At 60.1% G+C, this 15,165-nt stretch carries 14 protein-coding genes; 3 read left to right on the top strand and 11 right to left on the bottom strand.

The genetic code is table 11. The annotated features are described in order from the left end of the window. Positions 1-27: 27 nt before the first annotated feature. The 9 genes from RMR13_RS02615 to dnaG all read right to left on the bottom strand — a co-directional run bounded on the left by RMR13_RS02615 (position 28) and on the right by dnaG (position 10,997). Positions 28-765: a biotin--[acetyl-CoA-carboxylase] ligase gene (locus tag RMR13_RS02615; protein ID WP_310599083.1), complete on the bottom strand. Its 738-nt coding sequence runs from the start codon at positions 763-765 to the stop codon at positions 28-30. 99 nt (positions 766-864) lie between these two features. Further along, positions 865-1,095, bottom strand: a complete 231-nt coding sequence (locus RMR13_RS02610; RefSeq protein ID WP_309413581.1) for a dissimilatory sulfite reductase D family protein — start codon at positions 1,093-1,095, stop codon at positions 865-867. 79 nt (positions 1,096-1,174) lie between these two features. After that, positions 1,175-2,317, bottom strand: a complete 1,143-nt coding sequence (gene dsrB, locus RMR13_RS02605; RefSeq protein ID WP_310599082.1) for a dissimilatory-type sulfite reductase subunit beta — start codon at positions 2,315-2,317, stop codon at positions 1,175-1,177. 49 nt (positions 2,318-2,366) lie between these two features. Continuing rightward, the gene (gene dsrA / locus RMR13_RS02600) at positions 2,367-3,653 is read right to left on the bottom strand and encodes a dissimilatory-type sulfite reductase subunit alpha (protein ID WP_310599081.1); all 1,287 of its coding nucleotides are present in this window, start codon (positions 3,651-3,653) and stop codon (positions 2,367-2,369) included. A 209-nt stretch (positions 3,654-3,862) separates the two neighbouring features. Next, positions 3,863-5,461, bottom strand: a complete 1,599-nt coding sequence (locus tag RMR13_RS02595) for a glucose-6-phosphate isomerase (RefSeq protein ID WP_310599080.1) — start codon at positions 5,459-5,461, stop codon at positions 3,863-3,865. A 24-nt stretch (positions 5,462-5,485) separates the two neighbouring features. Then, the gene (gene rpe / locus RMR13_RS02590) at positions 5,486-6,148 is read right to left on the bottom strand and encodes a ribulose-phosphate 3-epimerase (RefSeq protein WP_310599079.1); all 663 of its coding nucleotides are present in this window, start codon (positions 6,146-6,148) and stop codon (positions 5,486-5,488) included. A 128-nt stretch (positions 6,149-6,276) separates the two neighbouring features. Then, positions 6,277-7,392 carry a DNA-processing protein DprA gene (gene dprA, locus RMR13_RS02585; protein ID WP_310599078.1) on the bottom strand — a complete coding sequence of 372 codons (1,116 nt, stop codon included), beginning with the start codon at positions 7,390-7,392 and terminating at the stop codon, positions 6,277-6,279. Between the two features lie 5 nt (positions 7,393-7,397). Then, on the bottom strand, positions 7,398-8,999 hold the full coding sequence (locus RMR13_RS02580; protein WP_310599077.1) for a sigma-70 family RNA polymerase sigma factor: 1,602 nt from the start codon (positions 8,997-8,999) through the stop codon (positions 7,398-7,400). Between the two features lie 213 nt (positions 9,000-9,212). Next, the gene (dnaG, locus tag RMR13_RS02575) at positions 9,213-10,997 is read right to left on the bottom strand and encodes a DNA primase (RefSeq protein ID WP_310599076.1); all 1,785 of its coding nucleotides are present in this window, start codon (positions 10,995-10,997) and stop codon (positions 9,213-9,215) included. A gap of 234 nt (positions 10,998-11,231) precedes the next feature. Between dnaG and RMR13_RS02570 the strand changes: the two genes are divergently transcribed. Next, entirely contained in the window at positions 11,232-11,957 is a 726-nt protein-coding gene (locus RMR13_RS02570; RefSeq protein ID WP_310599075.1) for a hypothetical protein, read from the top strand. A 7-nt stretch (positions 11,958-11,964) separates the two neighbouring features. Here RMR13_RS02570 and RMR13_RS02565 read toward each other — a convergent pair whose 3' ends face one another. Continuing rightward, entirely contained in the window at positions 11,965-13,407 is a 1,443-nt protein-coding gene (locus RMR13_RS02565; RefSeq protein ID WP_310599074.1) for a DNA integrity scanning protein DisA nucleotide-binding domain protein, read from the bottom strand. Positions 13,408-13,664: 257 nt separating this feature from the next. On the opposite strand from RMR13_RS02565, the gene RMR13_RS02560 reads away from it, so the two are divergent. Together RMR13_RS02560 and RMR13_RS02555 are read left to right on the top strand one after the other, a co-directional pair. Beyond that, positions 13,665-13,889: a hypothetical protein gene (locus RMR13_RS02560; RefSeq protein ID WP_310599073.1), complete on the top strand. Its 225-nt coding sequence runs from the start codon at positions 13,665-13,667 to the stop codon at positions 13,887-13,889. A 259-nt stretch (positions 13,890-14,148) separates the two neighbouring features. Next, the gene (locus RMR13_RS02555; RefSeq protein ID WP_309413570.1) at positions 14,149-14,343 is read left to right on the top strand and encodes a hypothetical protein; all 195 of its coding nucleotides are present in this window, start codon (positions 14,149-14,151) and stop codon (positions 14,341-14,343) included. A 94-nt stretch (positions 14,344-14,437) separates the two neighbouring features. Here RMR13_RS02555 and upp read toward each other — a convergent pair whose 3' ends face one another. Beyond that, complete coding sequence (upp, locus tag RMR13_RS02550; protein WP_310599072.1) at positions 14,438-15,064, bottom strand: uracil phosphoribosyltransferase; 627 nt, start codon at positions 15,062-15,064, stop codon at positions 14,438-14,440. Positions 15,065-15,165: the final 101 nt, after the last annotated feature.

Raw genomic sequence — 15,165 nt, 5'->3', positions numbered from 1 at the left:
AAGGATTGTCGTGCATAACCAAAAGATTCAGGCGGAGCTCAGGCGAAGTTGCCCGCCGATCACCTGATGTTCAAGACCGCTGTCCTCGCGAATTCGGTAGGTGCCCTGTGCGGTTACCCCCAGGCCGGTACCTGTCAGGCTTCGGCTGTCGTGGAGGTAAACGACTGAACGGCCCATGAGCAAATCGGCCTGCTGCCATTCGGTCAGCACAATGGCACGCTCATGCTTCAGCCGGGTCACCTGGCCGACAATGGCCCGGGTCAGGTCGGCCAGCAGCACGTCCAGGTCAATCCGGTGGTGGAGATGTTCAAAAAGAGTGGTAATCAGCGGCTGGATCTCATCGGCAAAATCACTCACCTGGTTGTTGGCATTCATGCCGACACCGACGATGACAGTTGCCGTGGGCCCGTCAAGACCAGGTTTGATGACATTCTCGCAAAGAATTCCTGCGACCTTCTTACCGGCAAGATAAATGTCGTTGGGCCATTTGATCAGTGGGGACAGCGAAAATTGCCCTTCGAGCACCCGCAGGCAGGCAAGGCCTGTGGCCAGGGTGATCAGAGGAGATTGATCAAGGGGCAGATCCGGTTCGAGCACCAGGGAAAAATACAGTCCTCCTTGGGGAGACTCGAAAACACGGCCGTATTGCCCCTTGCCGGCCGATTGAGCGGCAGCGCGCACAATGGTGCCGCTCGGCGTGCCTTCGGCGATCAGATCCTTGGCGACTCGATTGGTGGAATCGATATGGTCATAGTGCAGAATCATGCGTCTGACCAAAGAGAGAACAACCAGGATGAGTGAAAAAAGAAAAGCAGAGATCCCGGTAAGGATCCCTGCCAGCTCACCCCGGATTTGCGAAGGGTTTTACTTCTCTTCGTTCTGAATGCGGTCAGGACGAGCGTACATAGTGGTCGATCCCGACGACCAAAACATCAACTCGCCTTCGGTGACCAACGCATTGGCGATTTTCTTGATGTCCCGCGGCTTGGTATCCGGATCGCATTCATAGAAATCTTTGATGTACAGCTGCGGTTTCGGTGCCTTTTTGGCTTTTTCTATAATGGCTTTTTTCAGTTCTTCTACGCTCAGTGCCATAGTGCGCTCCTGGTGGTGTGTGAAAACACAAAAATGATCGGCTCTGCGCGAAACAGAGCCGATCATCGATTACTTGCTGTTACTTGGTGTACGCAGCGGTATGACTTGTGAACTTGAATTGGGTGGTGGTCCGCCAGGTGTCGTATGCCAGACGATAGTCATCGATGGATTTTTCCGTAAACGGAAGTCCGGTTTTCTCGAAGAACTTCTCCCAACCAATCCGCTCGGCCCATTCGCCAACGCGCTCGTATTTCTTCGCATCCTTGGTATAGGCTTCCAGGATCTGACGAACACAAGCGACGGTCTCAGGCCAGCGCGGGGTGGTGTTCGGCAGGAACGGAACCACCAGCTTGGAGAACTTCGGTGCCGACTTGGAGTTGGAAACCTTGCCGCCCACCAGGATGGCGATACCGTCGCCTTCCGGATCCGCCAGAGGCATGGCCGGACACATGGTGTAGCAGTTACCGCAGAACATACAACGCTCTGCATTGACCTTGACCGACTTCACTTCCTCGCCGGCGGAGTTGGTCGCCTTGGCAGGCTTGACTGCACCCAGCGGACAGGAGGCAATGGCCAGCGGGATTTCGCAAACGCCGGTAATGCGATCGTTGTCGATCATCGGCGGCTTGCGATGGATACCGAGGATGGCGATATCGGAGGCATGAACGGCACCGCACATGTTCAGGCAGCAAGCCAGAGCGATACGCACCTGAGCGGGCAGTGTCATGGCACCGAAATACTCGAACAAATCATCCATGACCGCCTTTACCGGGCCGGAAGCATCGGTTGCAGGCGTATGGCAGTGAATCCAGCCCTGGGTATGGACGATGTTGGTCACGCAGGCGCCGGTGCCGCCGATCGGCAGGATGTCTTTGTATCCCTGCAGGCCGGCTTTGAGTGCATCAAGCTTCTCTTTGCTGTCGACCATGAACTCGACGTTATTGCGGGTGGTGAAACGGAGGTAGCCGCCGCAGTATTTATCGGCGATATCGCAGTAAACCCGCACGCGGTTGACGGTCAGCAGACGGGCGGAGCCGCAACGCACGGTGTACACCTTGGCACCGGACTCGGCAACATGCACCAGAATACCGGGCTCAAGGATCTCATGATAGAGCCATTTGCCTTTATTCTCTTTGATGACCGGCGGCAGAAAATCTCCATAGTACCGCGGCCCCAAGTCGGTAATCCGACCTTCCATAGGATTTTTCGGATCGTAACCCATTATATTATCTCCTTATAAGTAGTCCGTTAGGTTCTATCGACGACGATTATCAGGCGGCGTGACGTCTTCTGAACTCAGCAACGTCACGTTCCCAGCCACCAGGCACTTCTTCTTCTCTCCAGAAGACGTACGGGTTGGAACGCGGCTCTTTGACATGCTGCGGCAGCGGCTCGATTTCCATAACGCTGAGGAAGGTCGGCAGGCCGATACGCTGCATGGTCTCGCCCACACGCTCGCGGTTCTTGCCAACTTCCATCCACCAATCCCAAACCTTCTCGATCATGTCAACGATGCCCTGGAAATCATCTTCGGCGTTAACCTCGATGAACGGAACGACCAAGGTGGCGAACTGGGCACCATCGAGGATCGGGGCCTTGGCGCCGATGCAGATGGAGGCGCCTTGCTGCACACCGGGACGCAGAGCGCGCGGCATGACGTTGATGCAGTGCATGCAACGGGTGCATTCGGAATCGTCGATCTTCAGCTCGTTGCCTTCCATCCACATACAGCTGGTGGGGCACAGCTTGATCACTTCTTTCTGGATGTCGAATTTACCCCAGTCGCGGCCCTTGTGGGCACCGGCGTTGGCCGGAAACTCCGGATCGTTGGCAATGTATTTCTGGACGGCGGCCTGATCAATGCGGATGTTGTCCTTCCAGGTGCCGATAACGGCAAAGTCGGAACGGGCGATGGCGGCCACGCAGTCGTTCGGGCAAGCGGAGAATTTAAACTTGAACTTGTAAGGGAATGCCGGACGATGGATCTCGTCCTGATAGCGCTGGGTCAGGCTGTTGCAGACTTCCTGCGCATCGTAGCAAGCCCACTCGCAACGGGAATTGCCGAGACAGCAGGAGGGGGTCCGCAGGTTGGAGCCGGAGCCGCCGAGGTCTTGCTTCAGGTCGTGGGTCAGATCCCAGAACAGGGGCTCGAGGTTCTCGGTCCGGGTTCCGAGGAAGATCATGTCGCCGGTGGAACCGTGCATGTTGGTAACGCCGGAACCGTATTTCTCCCACAGATTCATCAGGGCGCGCAGGTTCTCGGTGCTGTAGTAAAGACCCGAGGGCTGTGCGATACGAACGGTGTGGAAGTGCTCTACGCCGGGGAACTGGGTAGGAACATCAGAATAGCGACCGACGATACCGCCGCCATACCCGAAAACACCAACGATACCGCCGTGCTTCCAATGGGTAATCTTATCTTTGAACGAAAGCTCAAGCTGACCAAGGATGTCCCAGCATTCAGGCTTGGTTGCTGCCTGCTGCTTGAGGTCGGTGACGAAACTCGGCCATGGACCTTTTTCCAGTTCGTCCAATAGAGGCGTTTCATGCTTTGCCATCAGTGTTCCTCCTAGAGATTATGTGGTTAAAAAAAACCTGTCTATTCAGTTAGCCCGCACAAAAAATGCCCGTTAATACAGGCAAGAACGCACATTACTATATTGAATGCTCATTCAGAGGGCGAGCATAAACGTCCCGCCACCCTTTGTCAACAAAAAATCTAACCCACTGTCGCACCATGCAAAACGAAGAAGACCGAGCCATTCGTTCATCCGATTCCCGCCTGCTTCAGCAGGCTTTCTTCAAGGGGATTGGCCTCCGTTGATGCTGTCCTGCCCGAGATGAGGTCCAACAGGCGGGTCGCTAAAATCTTACCCAGCTGCACCCCTTCCTGATCGAACGAATTTATGTTCCAGCAAAACCCCTGAAACACGATTCGGTGTTCGTAAATTGCCAGCAGAGCGCCCATGGCATGCGGGGTCAGCCGGTCTGCGATCAGCACCGAATTGGGTCGGTTCCCCGGAAAACAGCGGGCCGGATTGTCATTGTGCCGGCCGAGGGCCAAGGCCAGAGACTGGGCCAGCATATTGGCGATGAGTTTCTGCTGCGAGCCGGTTCCTTCCACGTTCAAATCAAGGCCGTACTGGCTTTGGCGAAAACCGATGAACTCGGCGGGCACGACCTCGGTCCCCTGGTGGATCAGTTGATAGAAGGCGTGCTGGCCGTTGGTTCCCGGTTCCCCCCAGACCACGGGCCCGGTTTGCCAGCCGACGGCCTTGCCCTGCCGGGTGACCGATTTGCCGTTGCTTTCCATGTCGCACTGTTGCAGATGGGCCGGAAAGCGAGACAGCGCCTGGCTGTACGGCAGCACCGCCACGGTGGCATGTTTGAGGAAGTTGTGATTCCAGATGCCCAGCATCGCCATCAGCAAGGGCAGGTTGGCCCGGATATCCGGATCCGCAGCGCCGCGGTCGACCGCATGCGCACCCCGCAGGATTTCCATGATGGCCGCAAAGCCCAAGGCAAAGCCCAGAGAGACCAGCCCCACCATGGAGGTGGCCGAATAGCGGCCGCCGATGTAGTCCTCCATGTAAAACGACCGCAGATACTTTGCAGGATCGTCCATGGGGCTGCCTTCGCCGGTGACCGCCACCACATGCCGTGCCGGATCGAGCCCCTCCTGCACGAGCCGGGCCCGGACCAAATGTTCGTTGGTCAGGGTTTCCAGGGTGGAGCCGCTCTTGGACACCACATTGAACAGGGTGCGCGACAGATCAAGCCCAGATAGCACCTCGGCCACGTCGTCGGGATCGACATTGGCGATGAACCGGGCGGAGCGGCCGGGCAGTGCATACGCCCTCAGCGCCATATAAAGAGCCCTCGGCCCCAGATCGGAACCGCCGATCCCCACCTGCACCATGGTGGTGAAGGATTTTCCCTCGGCATTGACCAGAGTGCCGTCGGCGAGTTCATCGAGAAAGATTCGTAATTTTTCAAGCTCCCGCCTTGCCTTGGCGCTGGCCTCCGGCTCCATGGGCGGATCGGCGAACACATCGCGGCTGGCCGTATGCAGAACCTGCCGATTCTCGCAGGCATACCCCTCAATGCGATTCAGCACCTCGCCTTGGCGCATCGCTGTGTAGGCCGCGATCAACCCCGCCTCGTCGGCGAGTTCCTGCAGCGCGTCCAGCACTTCGGGCGTGACCCGCTGGGTCGCATAGAGGAGGTCGAAGCCGCAAAACGAGGCCTTCATCTCGCCAAGCCGCTGGGCGGTCAAGCCGCCGGCCGCGGTCAGGTCATGGGGCGTGCGCGCCAGGGCCGCCAGTTTTCCCACGGCCGCGTGTACCGAAAAATCCTGGAACTGCATAGCTGCCTCCTTCTCGTGCGGTGGTCAGTGTCGGGCAAACTCCTTCATCCGGGAGATGACCGCCTGGTAGTCTTTCTGGCCGTAAATCGCGGAGCCGGCGACAAATATGTTCGCCCCGGCCGCAGCCGCCCGACCGATGGTCGCCGGGCCGATGCCGCCGTCGACTTCGATCCCGGCTCCGGGATTCACCTGATCGAGCATGCGCCGCAGTTTGCTAGTTTTCTCCAGCGAGGATTCGATGAACGACTGGCCGCCAAAGCCGGGATTCACGCTCATCAGCATCACCAGGTCGACTTCGGCCAGCACGTATTCGAGCGTGGACAGGGAGGTGGCCGGGTTGAGCACCGCGCCCGCCTTTTTTCCCCGCTCCCTGATCGCGGCCAGGGTCCGGTGGAGATGGGTGCAGGCCTCGACATGCACCGTCACCCAGTCGGCGCCGGCATCGATGAAATCATGGATGTACCGATCGGGATCGGTGATCATGAGGTGCACGTCGACCGGCAGCCGAGTCACGGCTCGGACCGCCCGGACCACCAAGGGGCCGATGGTGATGTTGGGCACGAAATGGCCATCCATGACATCGACATGGATGACATCCGCTCCTGCCGCTTCCACTGCCCTGACTTCCTCGCCGAGCCGGGAAAAATCGGCGGAAAGGATGGAGGGCGCAATCATAAGCGATCGCATAGTTGCTCACTGGAATAAAAAAAATGGGTTGCCGGGCTACGCCGGCCATACCTTGGCCTGATCAGCGGCAAATTATACCAGATCATCCGGAAAAAAACCGATTATTCGCGCAAGGCCGACCAGGTGCCTCAATCGCAGTGGACGCGCTCGTACTGTTGGCCCGGGACCTGGCGGATCAGTCCTTTCAGTTCCAGTTGGAGCAGCAGCCCGTGCAGTTCGGGCACAGGCAGCCCGGAGGCTTGCGCCAGACCGTCGATGTCGAGCGGATAAACCTCCATGATCGCTAGGAGCTTTTGCTCCGGTTCCGTCAGCGTGGGTATCGGTCGGACAGCCGGGCCGGCAACAACCTGTTCGCCACCCCAGGCCAAGGCCTCCAGCACGTCGGCCGCGTTCGTCACCAGATGGGCGCCCTGCTGAATCAACCGATGGGTGCCGGCACTCTTGGGCGAATCGACCCGGCCCGGAACGGCAAAAACCTCGCGTCCCTGGTCAAGGGCCAGGCGGGCGGTGATGAGGGAACCCGATTTCTCGGTGGCCTCAACCACCACCACCGCCCGGGCCAGGCCGCTGATGATCCGGTTCCGCGCCGGAAAGCGGAAAGCTTCCGGCCGGGTTTCCAACGGATATTCGCTGAGCACCAGCCCCTTGGCCGCGATGGCGGCAAGCAGGTCGGCGTGGGTGCGGGGATAGATCACATCGACGCCGCAGCCGAGCACGGCGATGGTGCCTCCGCCACCCGCCAGAGCGCCGCGATGGGCAGCGGCGTCGATGCCGTAGGCGGCTCCGGAAACAACGATCGTCCCGGCGGCCGCCAGATCGGCGGCCAGACTGGTGGCGATCCGACGACCATAGTCGGTGGCGGCTCGGGAACCGATCACGGCCACGGCCGGACGCGTCAACCCATCAAGGGTGCCGCGGCAGAAAAGGAGGACGGGGCAGTCGGGGATATCGCGCAGGGCGGAGGGAAAAGCGGGACAATCGGGGGTGAGGAGGGTGATATCGAGCCGCCCGAGACGATCCAACTCGTCACGGGCGCGTCGCCGGGCAGCGGCCACCCGGCGGCCGTCGCCCAGCACGGCCGCAAGTTGGGGGCCGATGCCGGGCCGCGATCGAAGGCCGGCCGGATTGTTCAGCACCGCCGCCGGCGACCCGAACCACTGCACCAGCCGGCTGATCAGGGTGCAGCCCAGACCGGGCAGCAGCGAGAGAGCCAGCCAATCTTCGACCGCTTGCGGGTGGGACAAGGAAGCTAGTCGGTGGTCATGAAGGCAAGCAACTCCTGGCTTCGTGCCGGGTGTCGCAATTTTTTCAAGGCCTGGGCCTCGATCTGGCGAATGCGCTCCCTGGTCACCGAGAAGCACTGGCCGACCTCTTCCAAGGTGTGATCGCATCCGATTTCAATGCCGTACCGCATCCGCAGCACCTTTTCTTCCCGCGGGGTCAACGAGCCCATCACCTTGCACAGGCATCGTTTGAGGCTTTCGGTGGTCGAATGCTCCTGGGGATCGGGGTGGGCGTGATTCTCGATGAAATCGCTGAGCAGGGTATCTTCTTCGTCGTTGACCGGGGCGTCGAGCGAAATGGCGTCCTTGGCCGTTTTCAGTGCGATCTGCACCTTCTCGACATCGGTTCCCAGCTGCTTAGCCATCTCTTCCGGCGTCGGTTCCCTACTTTCGATGCGCTGAAAGTCCTTGGAAAAGCGCAACAGACGATTGATGGTCTCGATCATGTGCACCGGCAGGCGGATAGTCCGCCCCTGATCGGCTATGCCGCGGGTCACGGCCTGGCGGATCCACCATGTGGCATAGGTGGAAAATTTGTAGCCCCGTTTGTAATCGTACTTTTCGACCGCTTTCATCAGGCCGATATTGCCTTCCTGGATAAGGTCGGGCAACTGCATGCCGCGGTTCATGAACTTCTTGGAAACCGAAATCACCAGGCGGAGATTGGCACGCACCAGGGTGTCTTTCGCCTGCTTGGCCGTCTCCCGCCCGATTTCCACTTCCTGCTGCAGCTGGATGAAGGCGGGCCAGGAAATACCGATGGTTTCGGCCAACTCGAGGGTGACCCGTTTTTCAACCTCGGCCGGGTTGACCTCCCCGGTTTCCGGGTGCATCTGGTGGCGGCGGGCCGCAAGCAGCAATTCTTGCTGCCGGGCCACCACCCGAACTCTGTTGAATTTCTGCGCCAATTCCTTGACCGCGTCGGCCACCGACAGCAGTCCCTTGGAGCACAACCGGTACCCCTGGAACAGGTTGGCGACATCCGAGCCCACCGCCAGGATGTCGGCCACCAGGGCGGTTTCCTTGGCTTCGTCGCCCGCATGTTTTTTCAATTCGAGGAACAGCTCGCGGCGCCGGGCATCGAGTTCGTTCGCCTTTTCCACCTGGTCGAGCAGGGCGCCACGTACCGTGGTCAACTCATCCTCGTCGTTGTCGGACAAACCGCGAATCACCGAATTGATACGGACGTTGCCGCGCAAAAGATTTTCGGCCAGGTCGTTAAGCGCGGTAATTCCCAAGGTCAGGCGGAGCACCGCCCGCTGGATGCGGGTTTCGCCATCCTCGATCATGCGAGCCAGTTCGATCTCCTCTTCGTGGCTGAGCAGCCGCTGGCTGCCCATTTCCCGGAGGTAGATGTTCATCGGGTCGATACTGCTTCCCGTCCCCCTCCGGTCGCCCGACCGCCGGTCGTCCCCCAGGCGCCGATCAAGGGACGAACGACGCTCTATACTGTTGCGAATGGCCCAATCGTCTTCCTCTTGGACATCGCGCGACCAGCCTTGTTCCGTTCCTTCGGTACTTCCTTCAGGCTCTCGATCATCATCCAAAAGATAATCATTCGGTTCCATCACCCTCCTCCACACCACCGTTCATTGAACGGCATAGACCCCGCCCTACTCTTTTCTTCAAGCCAGAAGAATCGAGGTATATCAGCAGGATACAAAAAATACAACTAACTGCCCCCAACACCACAAAATCGCAAAAGGCACACACCAACCCTCCCGAAAATACAATTTTTTAAACTTATCAGATTTGCATCTTTTTTCAATAGGTTAAATTGGCTATCCCTTCTTTTTTTGTTCCATTTCCTGTTTGCGGCCGATCAATTCCATCAACAATCCTTTGTTCCCAAGGCTTTCAGCCCGGCGGATCTCCTCCTGCAACTCGGCCGAGGCTTGCTTGTGCAGGGTCGAGCGCACCCAACGCACCAATACATCGCACATCTCCCGGGCCTGTTCCTGGCCGGTCTCGTACGGCAATCCCCTGGTCAACACCTGCACGATATAGGCGCGGTCGTCGGTATCGGCGACATGGGCGAGCAATTGCTCGGGCTGGCGGGCGCCGGTGTCGCCCATCCGGCTCATCAGGTCGACCAACCTGCGCGACGCTGGCTCCCGGACCGCGTCCACCAGTCCGGCTCGGAGCAATTCATCGAAATATTCGGGGTATAAAATAATAAACTCGATCAAATGACGTTCCTGGGCGGGCAAACGGGCCAGCCCTTCGACGGCGGGCGTTTCGTTGCGTGGAGGGAGGAGGCGGCCAGCAGGCGGGCTCGATTGAAAATACCCGGGCGACACGCCCAATTTTTCGCTGAAATGGGCCACCATCAAGGCCCGCTGCTCGGGCTGGGTCGACTCCTTGATAAGTTCTTTCAATTCGGCGACAATCTTGTTCTTGCCCGTCAAGGTCAGACCATGGGTCCGGACCAGGGCGTCGAAGGCGAATTCCGCCAGGGGGCGGGCAGCGGCCACCAGGGCGGCGATCGCCTCCGGCCCCTCGGCCCGGACATAGGAATCGGGATCGTGGCCGGCAGGTAGCAGGGCCACCCTCCCCTCGACCTGCTCGGCAAGGAAGTGGGGGATACTGCGCATGGCGGCCTTCAACCCGGCGGCATCGGCATCGAACAGCAAAACCGCCTCGTCGCCGTATCCGCGTAAAGCCCGGATATGTTCGCGGGTCAGCGCGGTGCCCAGCGGGGCGACCGCATTGTCGATGCCGTGCACCGCGAGCGAAAGCAAATCGAAGTTTCCCTCGACCACCAAGGCGCGACGCTGCCGGCGGATGGCTTCCCGGTGCGGATGCAGCCCGAACAAGAGCCGGCTTTTCTCGAAGATCGAGCTTTCTGGAGAATTCAGGTACTTGGGCTTACCGTCGCCCAGAATGCGGCCGCCAAAGGCCACCACTCGGCCGGTCATGTCGGCAAGGGGAAACATGACCCGCGAGCGGAACCGGTCGTAATGGCCGCCGCGCTCCTTGCCGACTGCCAAGCCGGCAAGGACCAGGGTCTCCCGGGACAATCCTTTAGCCAGAAGTTGGTCGGCAAGCCAGCTCCAGCCCGCCTGTTCCGGGTCCGGCGCGCAGCCCAGGCGGTACCGTTCGGCAACCTCGTCCGGCACGCCGCGCTGTTCGAGATAGGTCCGGGCCACCTTGCCCAATTTCGGGTGGCGCAGGCACTGCTGATAGACGATCGCCGCAGCCTCGTTCGCCTCGTACAGCGCCTCGCGCCGGCGCAACTGGAGTTTTTCGGCCTCGGTCAGCTGGCGCTCGGCCAACTCGATGCCGTATTTCTGCGCCAGGAACTTGAGGGCCTCGGGAAAGTCCATGCGATGGTACTTCATCACAAAAGCGAAGACATCGCCGTGCTCGCCGCAGCCGAAGCAATGAAAGAACTGCCCTTGGGAATTGACCGAGAAAGACGGGGTCTTTTCGTTATGGAAAGGACACAGTCCGGCTAGACGGTTGCCGGCTCGTTTCAGTTCGACCACTTCGCCGATCACCTGGGCGATGTCGGCGGCGGCCTTGACGGTATTCTTGATCGACTCGCGATTCGTTGCAACGGACATGTCGTTCTCCGAAACCTGCCCTCACCCCTGCCCGAACCCGGACCGACCACGGGCGCGAGGCGTGCCGCATGAACGGAAAGGACGGGGGACGAGCCGGCCGACCTCAATGATATTGCAAGCTTTTTTTGAGATTTTCATATAAAATAAGCATGAACCTACGGGCCGGAAAAGGTTTTTCCGCACGGCTTGTTGCTCTCACGACCCCCTTTCATCGAGGCGCACGACGACAACGGTATGCACGATCTGGATGGCATGCTCGCCCTGGAAATAAAGAAGGAGATGGCGGATCGCTATTTCGGCTCCCGCAGGAGAATCGAGGAGGACAGCCGGGAATACAACCAGCACCTCCGGGAGGCCTACCGCCAGTTGGAAGACGAGGTGGGATTCGATCTGATCAGGCTCTACATCCTTTTGGGCAGGGAGTCCCTGATCCACGACTTTTTCCGCCTGACCGGGATGCGGGACCAGGTCTTTCTCGACACCTATCTCCTCGGCTCGCCGACGATCCGCAAACGGCTGTTCAAGGGCCAGTTCGTTCACGGCCTGACCCGCCGCTCCCGGTTCCACCACCTCTTTTTCGATATCTACGAGCGGCTGCGCCAGGGGGTGGCCATCTACGGCGCCACCCTCAAGCGGCTGGTCGAGGAAGGCATGGCCTTGACCGGCGAGGTCGAACAGTTCCACCGGAGCAATGATCTGGGCACCATGATGGGATTTCTCCGTCGCCTGGACGGCGGGGCCATGCATGGGGAAGGCCCGATGCGGGGCCATCTTGCGCCGCAGCGGGACAGCGCCCTGGCGGAGAAGATGCAGCTCCCCGTCCCGGTTGCGGCCGAAACGCACCTGCCGGCCATCCCCTCCCTGCCGGATGTGCGAGCATGCAAGGTCAAGCTGCGGGAACTCGTCGACACCGCCTTCGACACCCAAGGCAAGCCGGAAGTGGGGGAATACGGCCGTTAGCCGGCTCTCACCGGCCGACCCAGTCCTCCAGGCGTTCGATTTGATATAGACAGCCGGGCTGTTGGGGCCAGGCGCAAACCCCCTGGACATCCAGGCCCTGATGGATGACCGAAACCGGCCGGTCCGACGAAACCACCACCACGATGATCTTCGCGTGTTCGGCGGTGAACCGCAGGGCCGAATTGTAGCGGGCGCCCCGGGCGAGATCCTCGCCGTCGAAGGCCCGGCCGTCGAGCAGGCAGGCGAAACCGTGCAGATGCATGTCCGCTCCGAGGTGGATCGCGCCATCCACCTTGGCCAGCGACTTGGCCAGCTTCAGGGTATACGGCTTGCGCAGATCCAAGGGCGGCGAAAGGCTCTGTCCCGAAATCCGGATCGGCTGGTCGTTGAGATCGATGACGATCGCGCAGCCGTGTTTGCGCCGCTGGGCGTGCTGCACCAGGCTGACCACGATCTTGAAGATGTAATAGCAGTCAAACCGCTTGAGATTCGACTCCAGCAGCAGTTCCTCCAGCTGCACCAGCTTGGCCTGATAGGTGGTCGAGTTGAATTTGCCGTCGGCAAAGCTGCACACCTTGTTGCGATTCACCCGCAAGAAACCGTGCCGGCCCCTGAAATCGGCGCAGACGGAGAACGCCGGCAGGGTATCGTCGCTGATGCCGAGGATGGCCCGGCCGTCACTGACCAGGGATCGACCGGAACGCTCCACGGTGAGCAGCAGCTTGCGCACATGCTTGAAATTGATCAATTGCGGCCGCAGTTCTTCCTGAAACTTGACTAGGAATTTCACCTGGTCGAGCATGCCGGGATCGACGAACAGCAGCCGCCCTTCCGGCCACGCTCCCTCTTCCTGGGTTTCGGAGATCATCAGCACCGCGTCCAGAATGGGATAGACCCGCATGGAGGTATCCCACCCGAGCAGCACATTCATCAGGTCGATGATGTGATCTCGCACCGCATGGGCGGCATATTCCTTGAGAAAATACCCCGAAATCCCGGTGTATAATTCGACGTCGTTGGCCAGGTCGTGGGAAAAGCGCCAGACCGCGTGCTCCAGCCAGCATTCGGTCGGCCCGGTGGAGCAGAGGTCGGGATGCTGCTCGGTGAACCACTGCTGGAAAAACACCGATCCCGAGTAGCCGCCGTTGGACAAAAGGCCGGCCAGGCCGGGGTCCTTGACCGGGATGATCTCGGCAAAATGCTTCCGGTCGAACCGGACCTTTTCATTGACCCGCCACTTCTGCGTGTCGAGATAGAGGTTTTTGAAAATCGGCTCGTGCCCTTTAAGCAGATTCTGGGGATCGCACAGTACCATCGGGCTGTCGGGCCGCAGGGCGAAGACGACCGCCACCCGGCTCGGTCCGGAAAAATGGGTCAAACCGTCGCTGAGGCCGTTGAGGATGTCGCTGACGCAACGACAGACAAATGATTGCCGGGCCCGGTTTTCCATGGGCCATGTCGGCCGGTCTGTTAATGGCATCTGGCGATCGTTCCCTTCCGGTTGCGTTCCTGTTCGTCGTGTGTCAAGCCGTCCATGTCCGCATGGTACAAACAGGACCCCGGAGCGTCAAGACTTTCGGTCCGGCCTGCTCCGGCCCTGTTGTCATCGCGCTCAATCGGCGGCCGGGACGGCGCCTTGACAGGCACGGCATCATGACCATACTCCAATTAATTGGTAACAATTCCCACAAAGATAGGAGACGGATCATGAGTTTTGTATGCACAACCTGTGGAGCAACGGCGGAGAGTCCGGGCCATCTGTGCAGCCCGCACGACAGTGCCACGGCCAACACTTCGGGAGGCGGCCGGGATAACCGAGCCCGGCACGCCTGCCGCGACCTGGGGAACAGTGTACGGTATTATTGCACCACCTGCGGCCAGGTGGCGGAGGAAAAACAGAATCTTTGCGCCCCCGAAGCCATCGCCGACTGATTTGCTCCAGGCGGACAAACCATCTGCCGGCAGGGTATCGAACCGATCCCGATGCGTTGTCGGCGGATGCCTTTTCCCCCTCCTCTCCGGCTGGATCGATTCCCTGCCCACGCCCGAGCCGCCGCGTGTGCCGTTTCCCGCCAAAAAGGGCTTGGCCTGGCGGCCGTTACCGCCTATCATGGCGCACACAGCTGGCTGATCGCCCTTCCGCCCCTTGGCGGACACAGCCTCTCCACACGCCCCAACGCACGGTATGCCCATGGAAGACCATATTGCCGAAGAACTCGTCAGCATCATCAAGAAACAAAAAAAATCCGAATACGAGGAAGCCTTCGAACGGGCCTTCGAATTGACCAAGGCCTATGCCGGCTCGGCCAACGCCCAGGCCTCGACCATCCCCTTTGTCTTTGAACGGCTGTTCGAACTGTTCGTGACCGGCAAGGCCAGATCGTAGCCGCACCTCGTCGAATCCCGGCCGCAGGGGCACCGGCGCGTTCGGCACGGCATCGCGGCCCAAGGGCGCCGCCCTGCTTCCTCCCGATCGCGCCCTACCTGGTGCCGAAGATTTTGTCGCCGGCGTCGCCGAGTCCAGGGAGAATATACCCGGCCTCGTTCAAGCGCTCATCGACGGCGGCGACATAGATGTCGACATCGGGATGGCGTGCCTCCAAGGCGCGGATTCCCTCGGGCGCAGCCACCAGGAAAAGCCCGAGAATACTCCGGCAGCCGGCCTCTTTCAGCATGTCGACGGTTGCGACCAGGGTGCCGCCGGTGGCCAGCATCGGATCCAGAATCATCGCCTGGCGTTGATCGATATCCGGCACCAACTTCTTGAAATAGGCCACCGGCCGCAAAGTGGTCTCGTCGCGATACAGCCCCACCACCGACACCTTGACGTTGGGCAGGGCCATGAGGACTCCGTCCATCATGCCCAACCCGGCCCTGAGTATGGGGACGATGGTAATTTTCTTGCCTTTTATCCGGTCGACCGCCACCGGGCCGGCCCAGGTCTCCACGGTCACCCGCTCGGTCGGCAGGTTGCTGGTGGCCTCGTAGGCCAGCAACATCCCGATCTCCGAGGCCAGTTCCCGAAAATCCTTGGTCGAGATATCCTTCTCCCGCATCAGGCCCAGCTTGTGCCGGACCAACGGATGGGCAATGCAGTGAACAGCCACGCAAACCTCCTCAAGAGTTCAAAAACTGTGGTGGGTGCGCCGGAATCGGCCGATCAAGAAGGCCCGATGCGCGATTGCCGCGCACCAAGGCCGTTGGGGGC

Source organism: Desulfobulbus sp., assembly GCF_031547805.1.
Lineage (GTDB): Bacteria > Desulfobacterota > Desulfobulbia > Desulfobulbales > Desulfobulbaceae > Desulfobulbus.
Note: the sequence above shows the minus strand (reverse complement) of the source record. Positions and strands in the feature narration are given on the sequence as shown.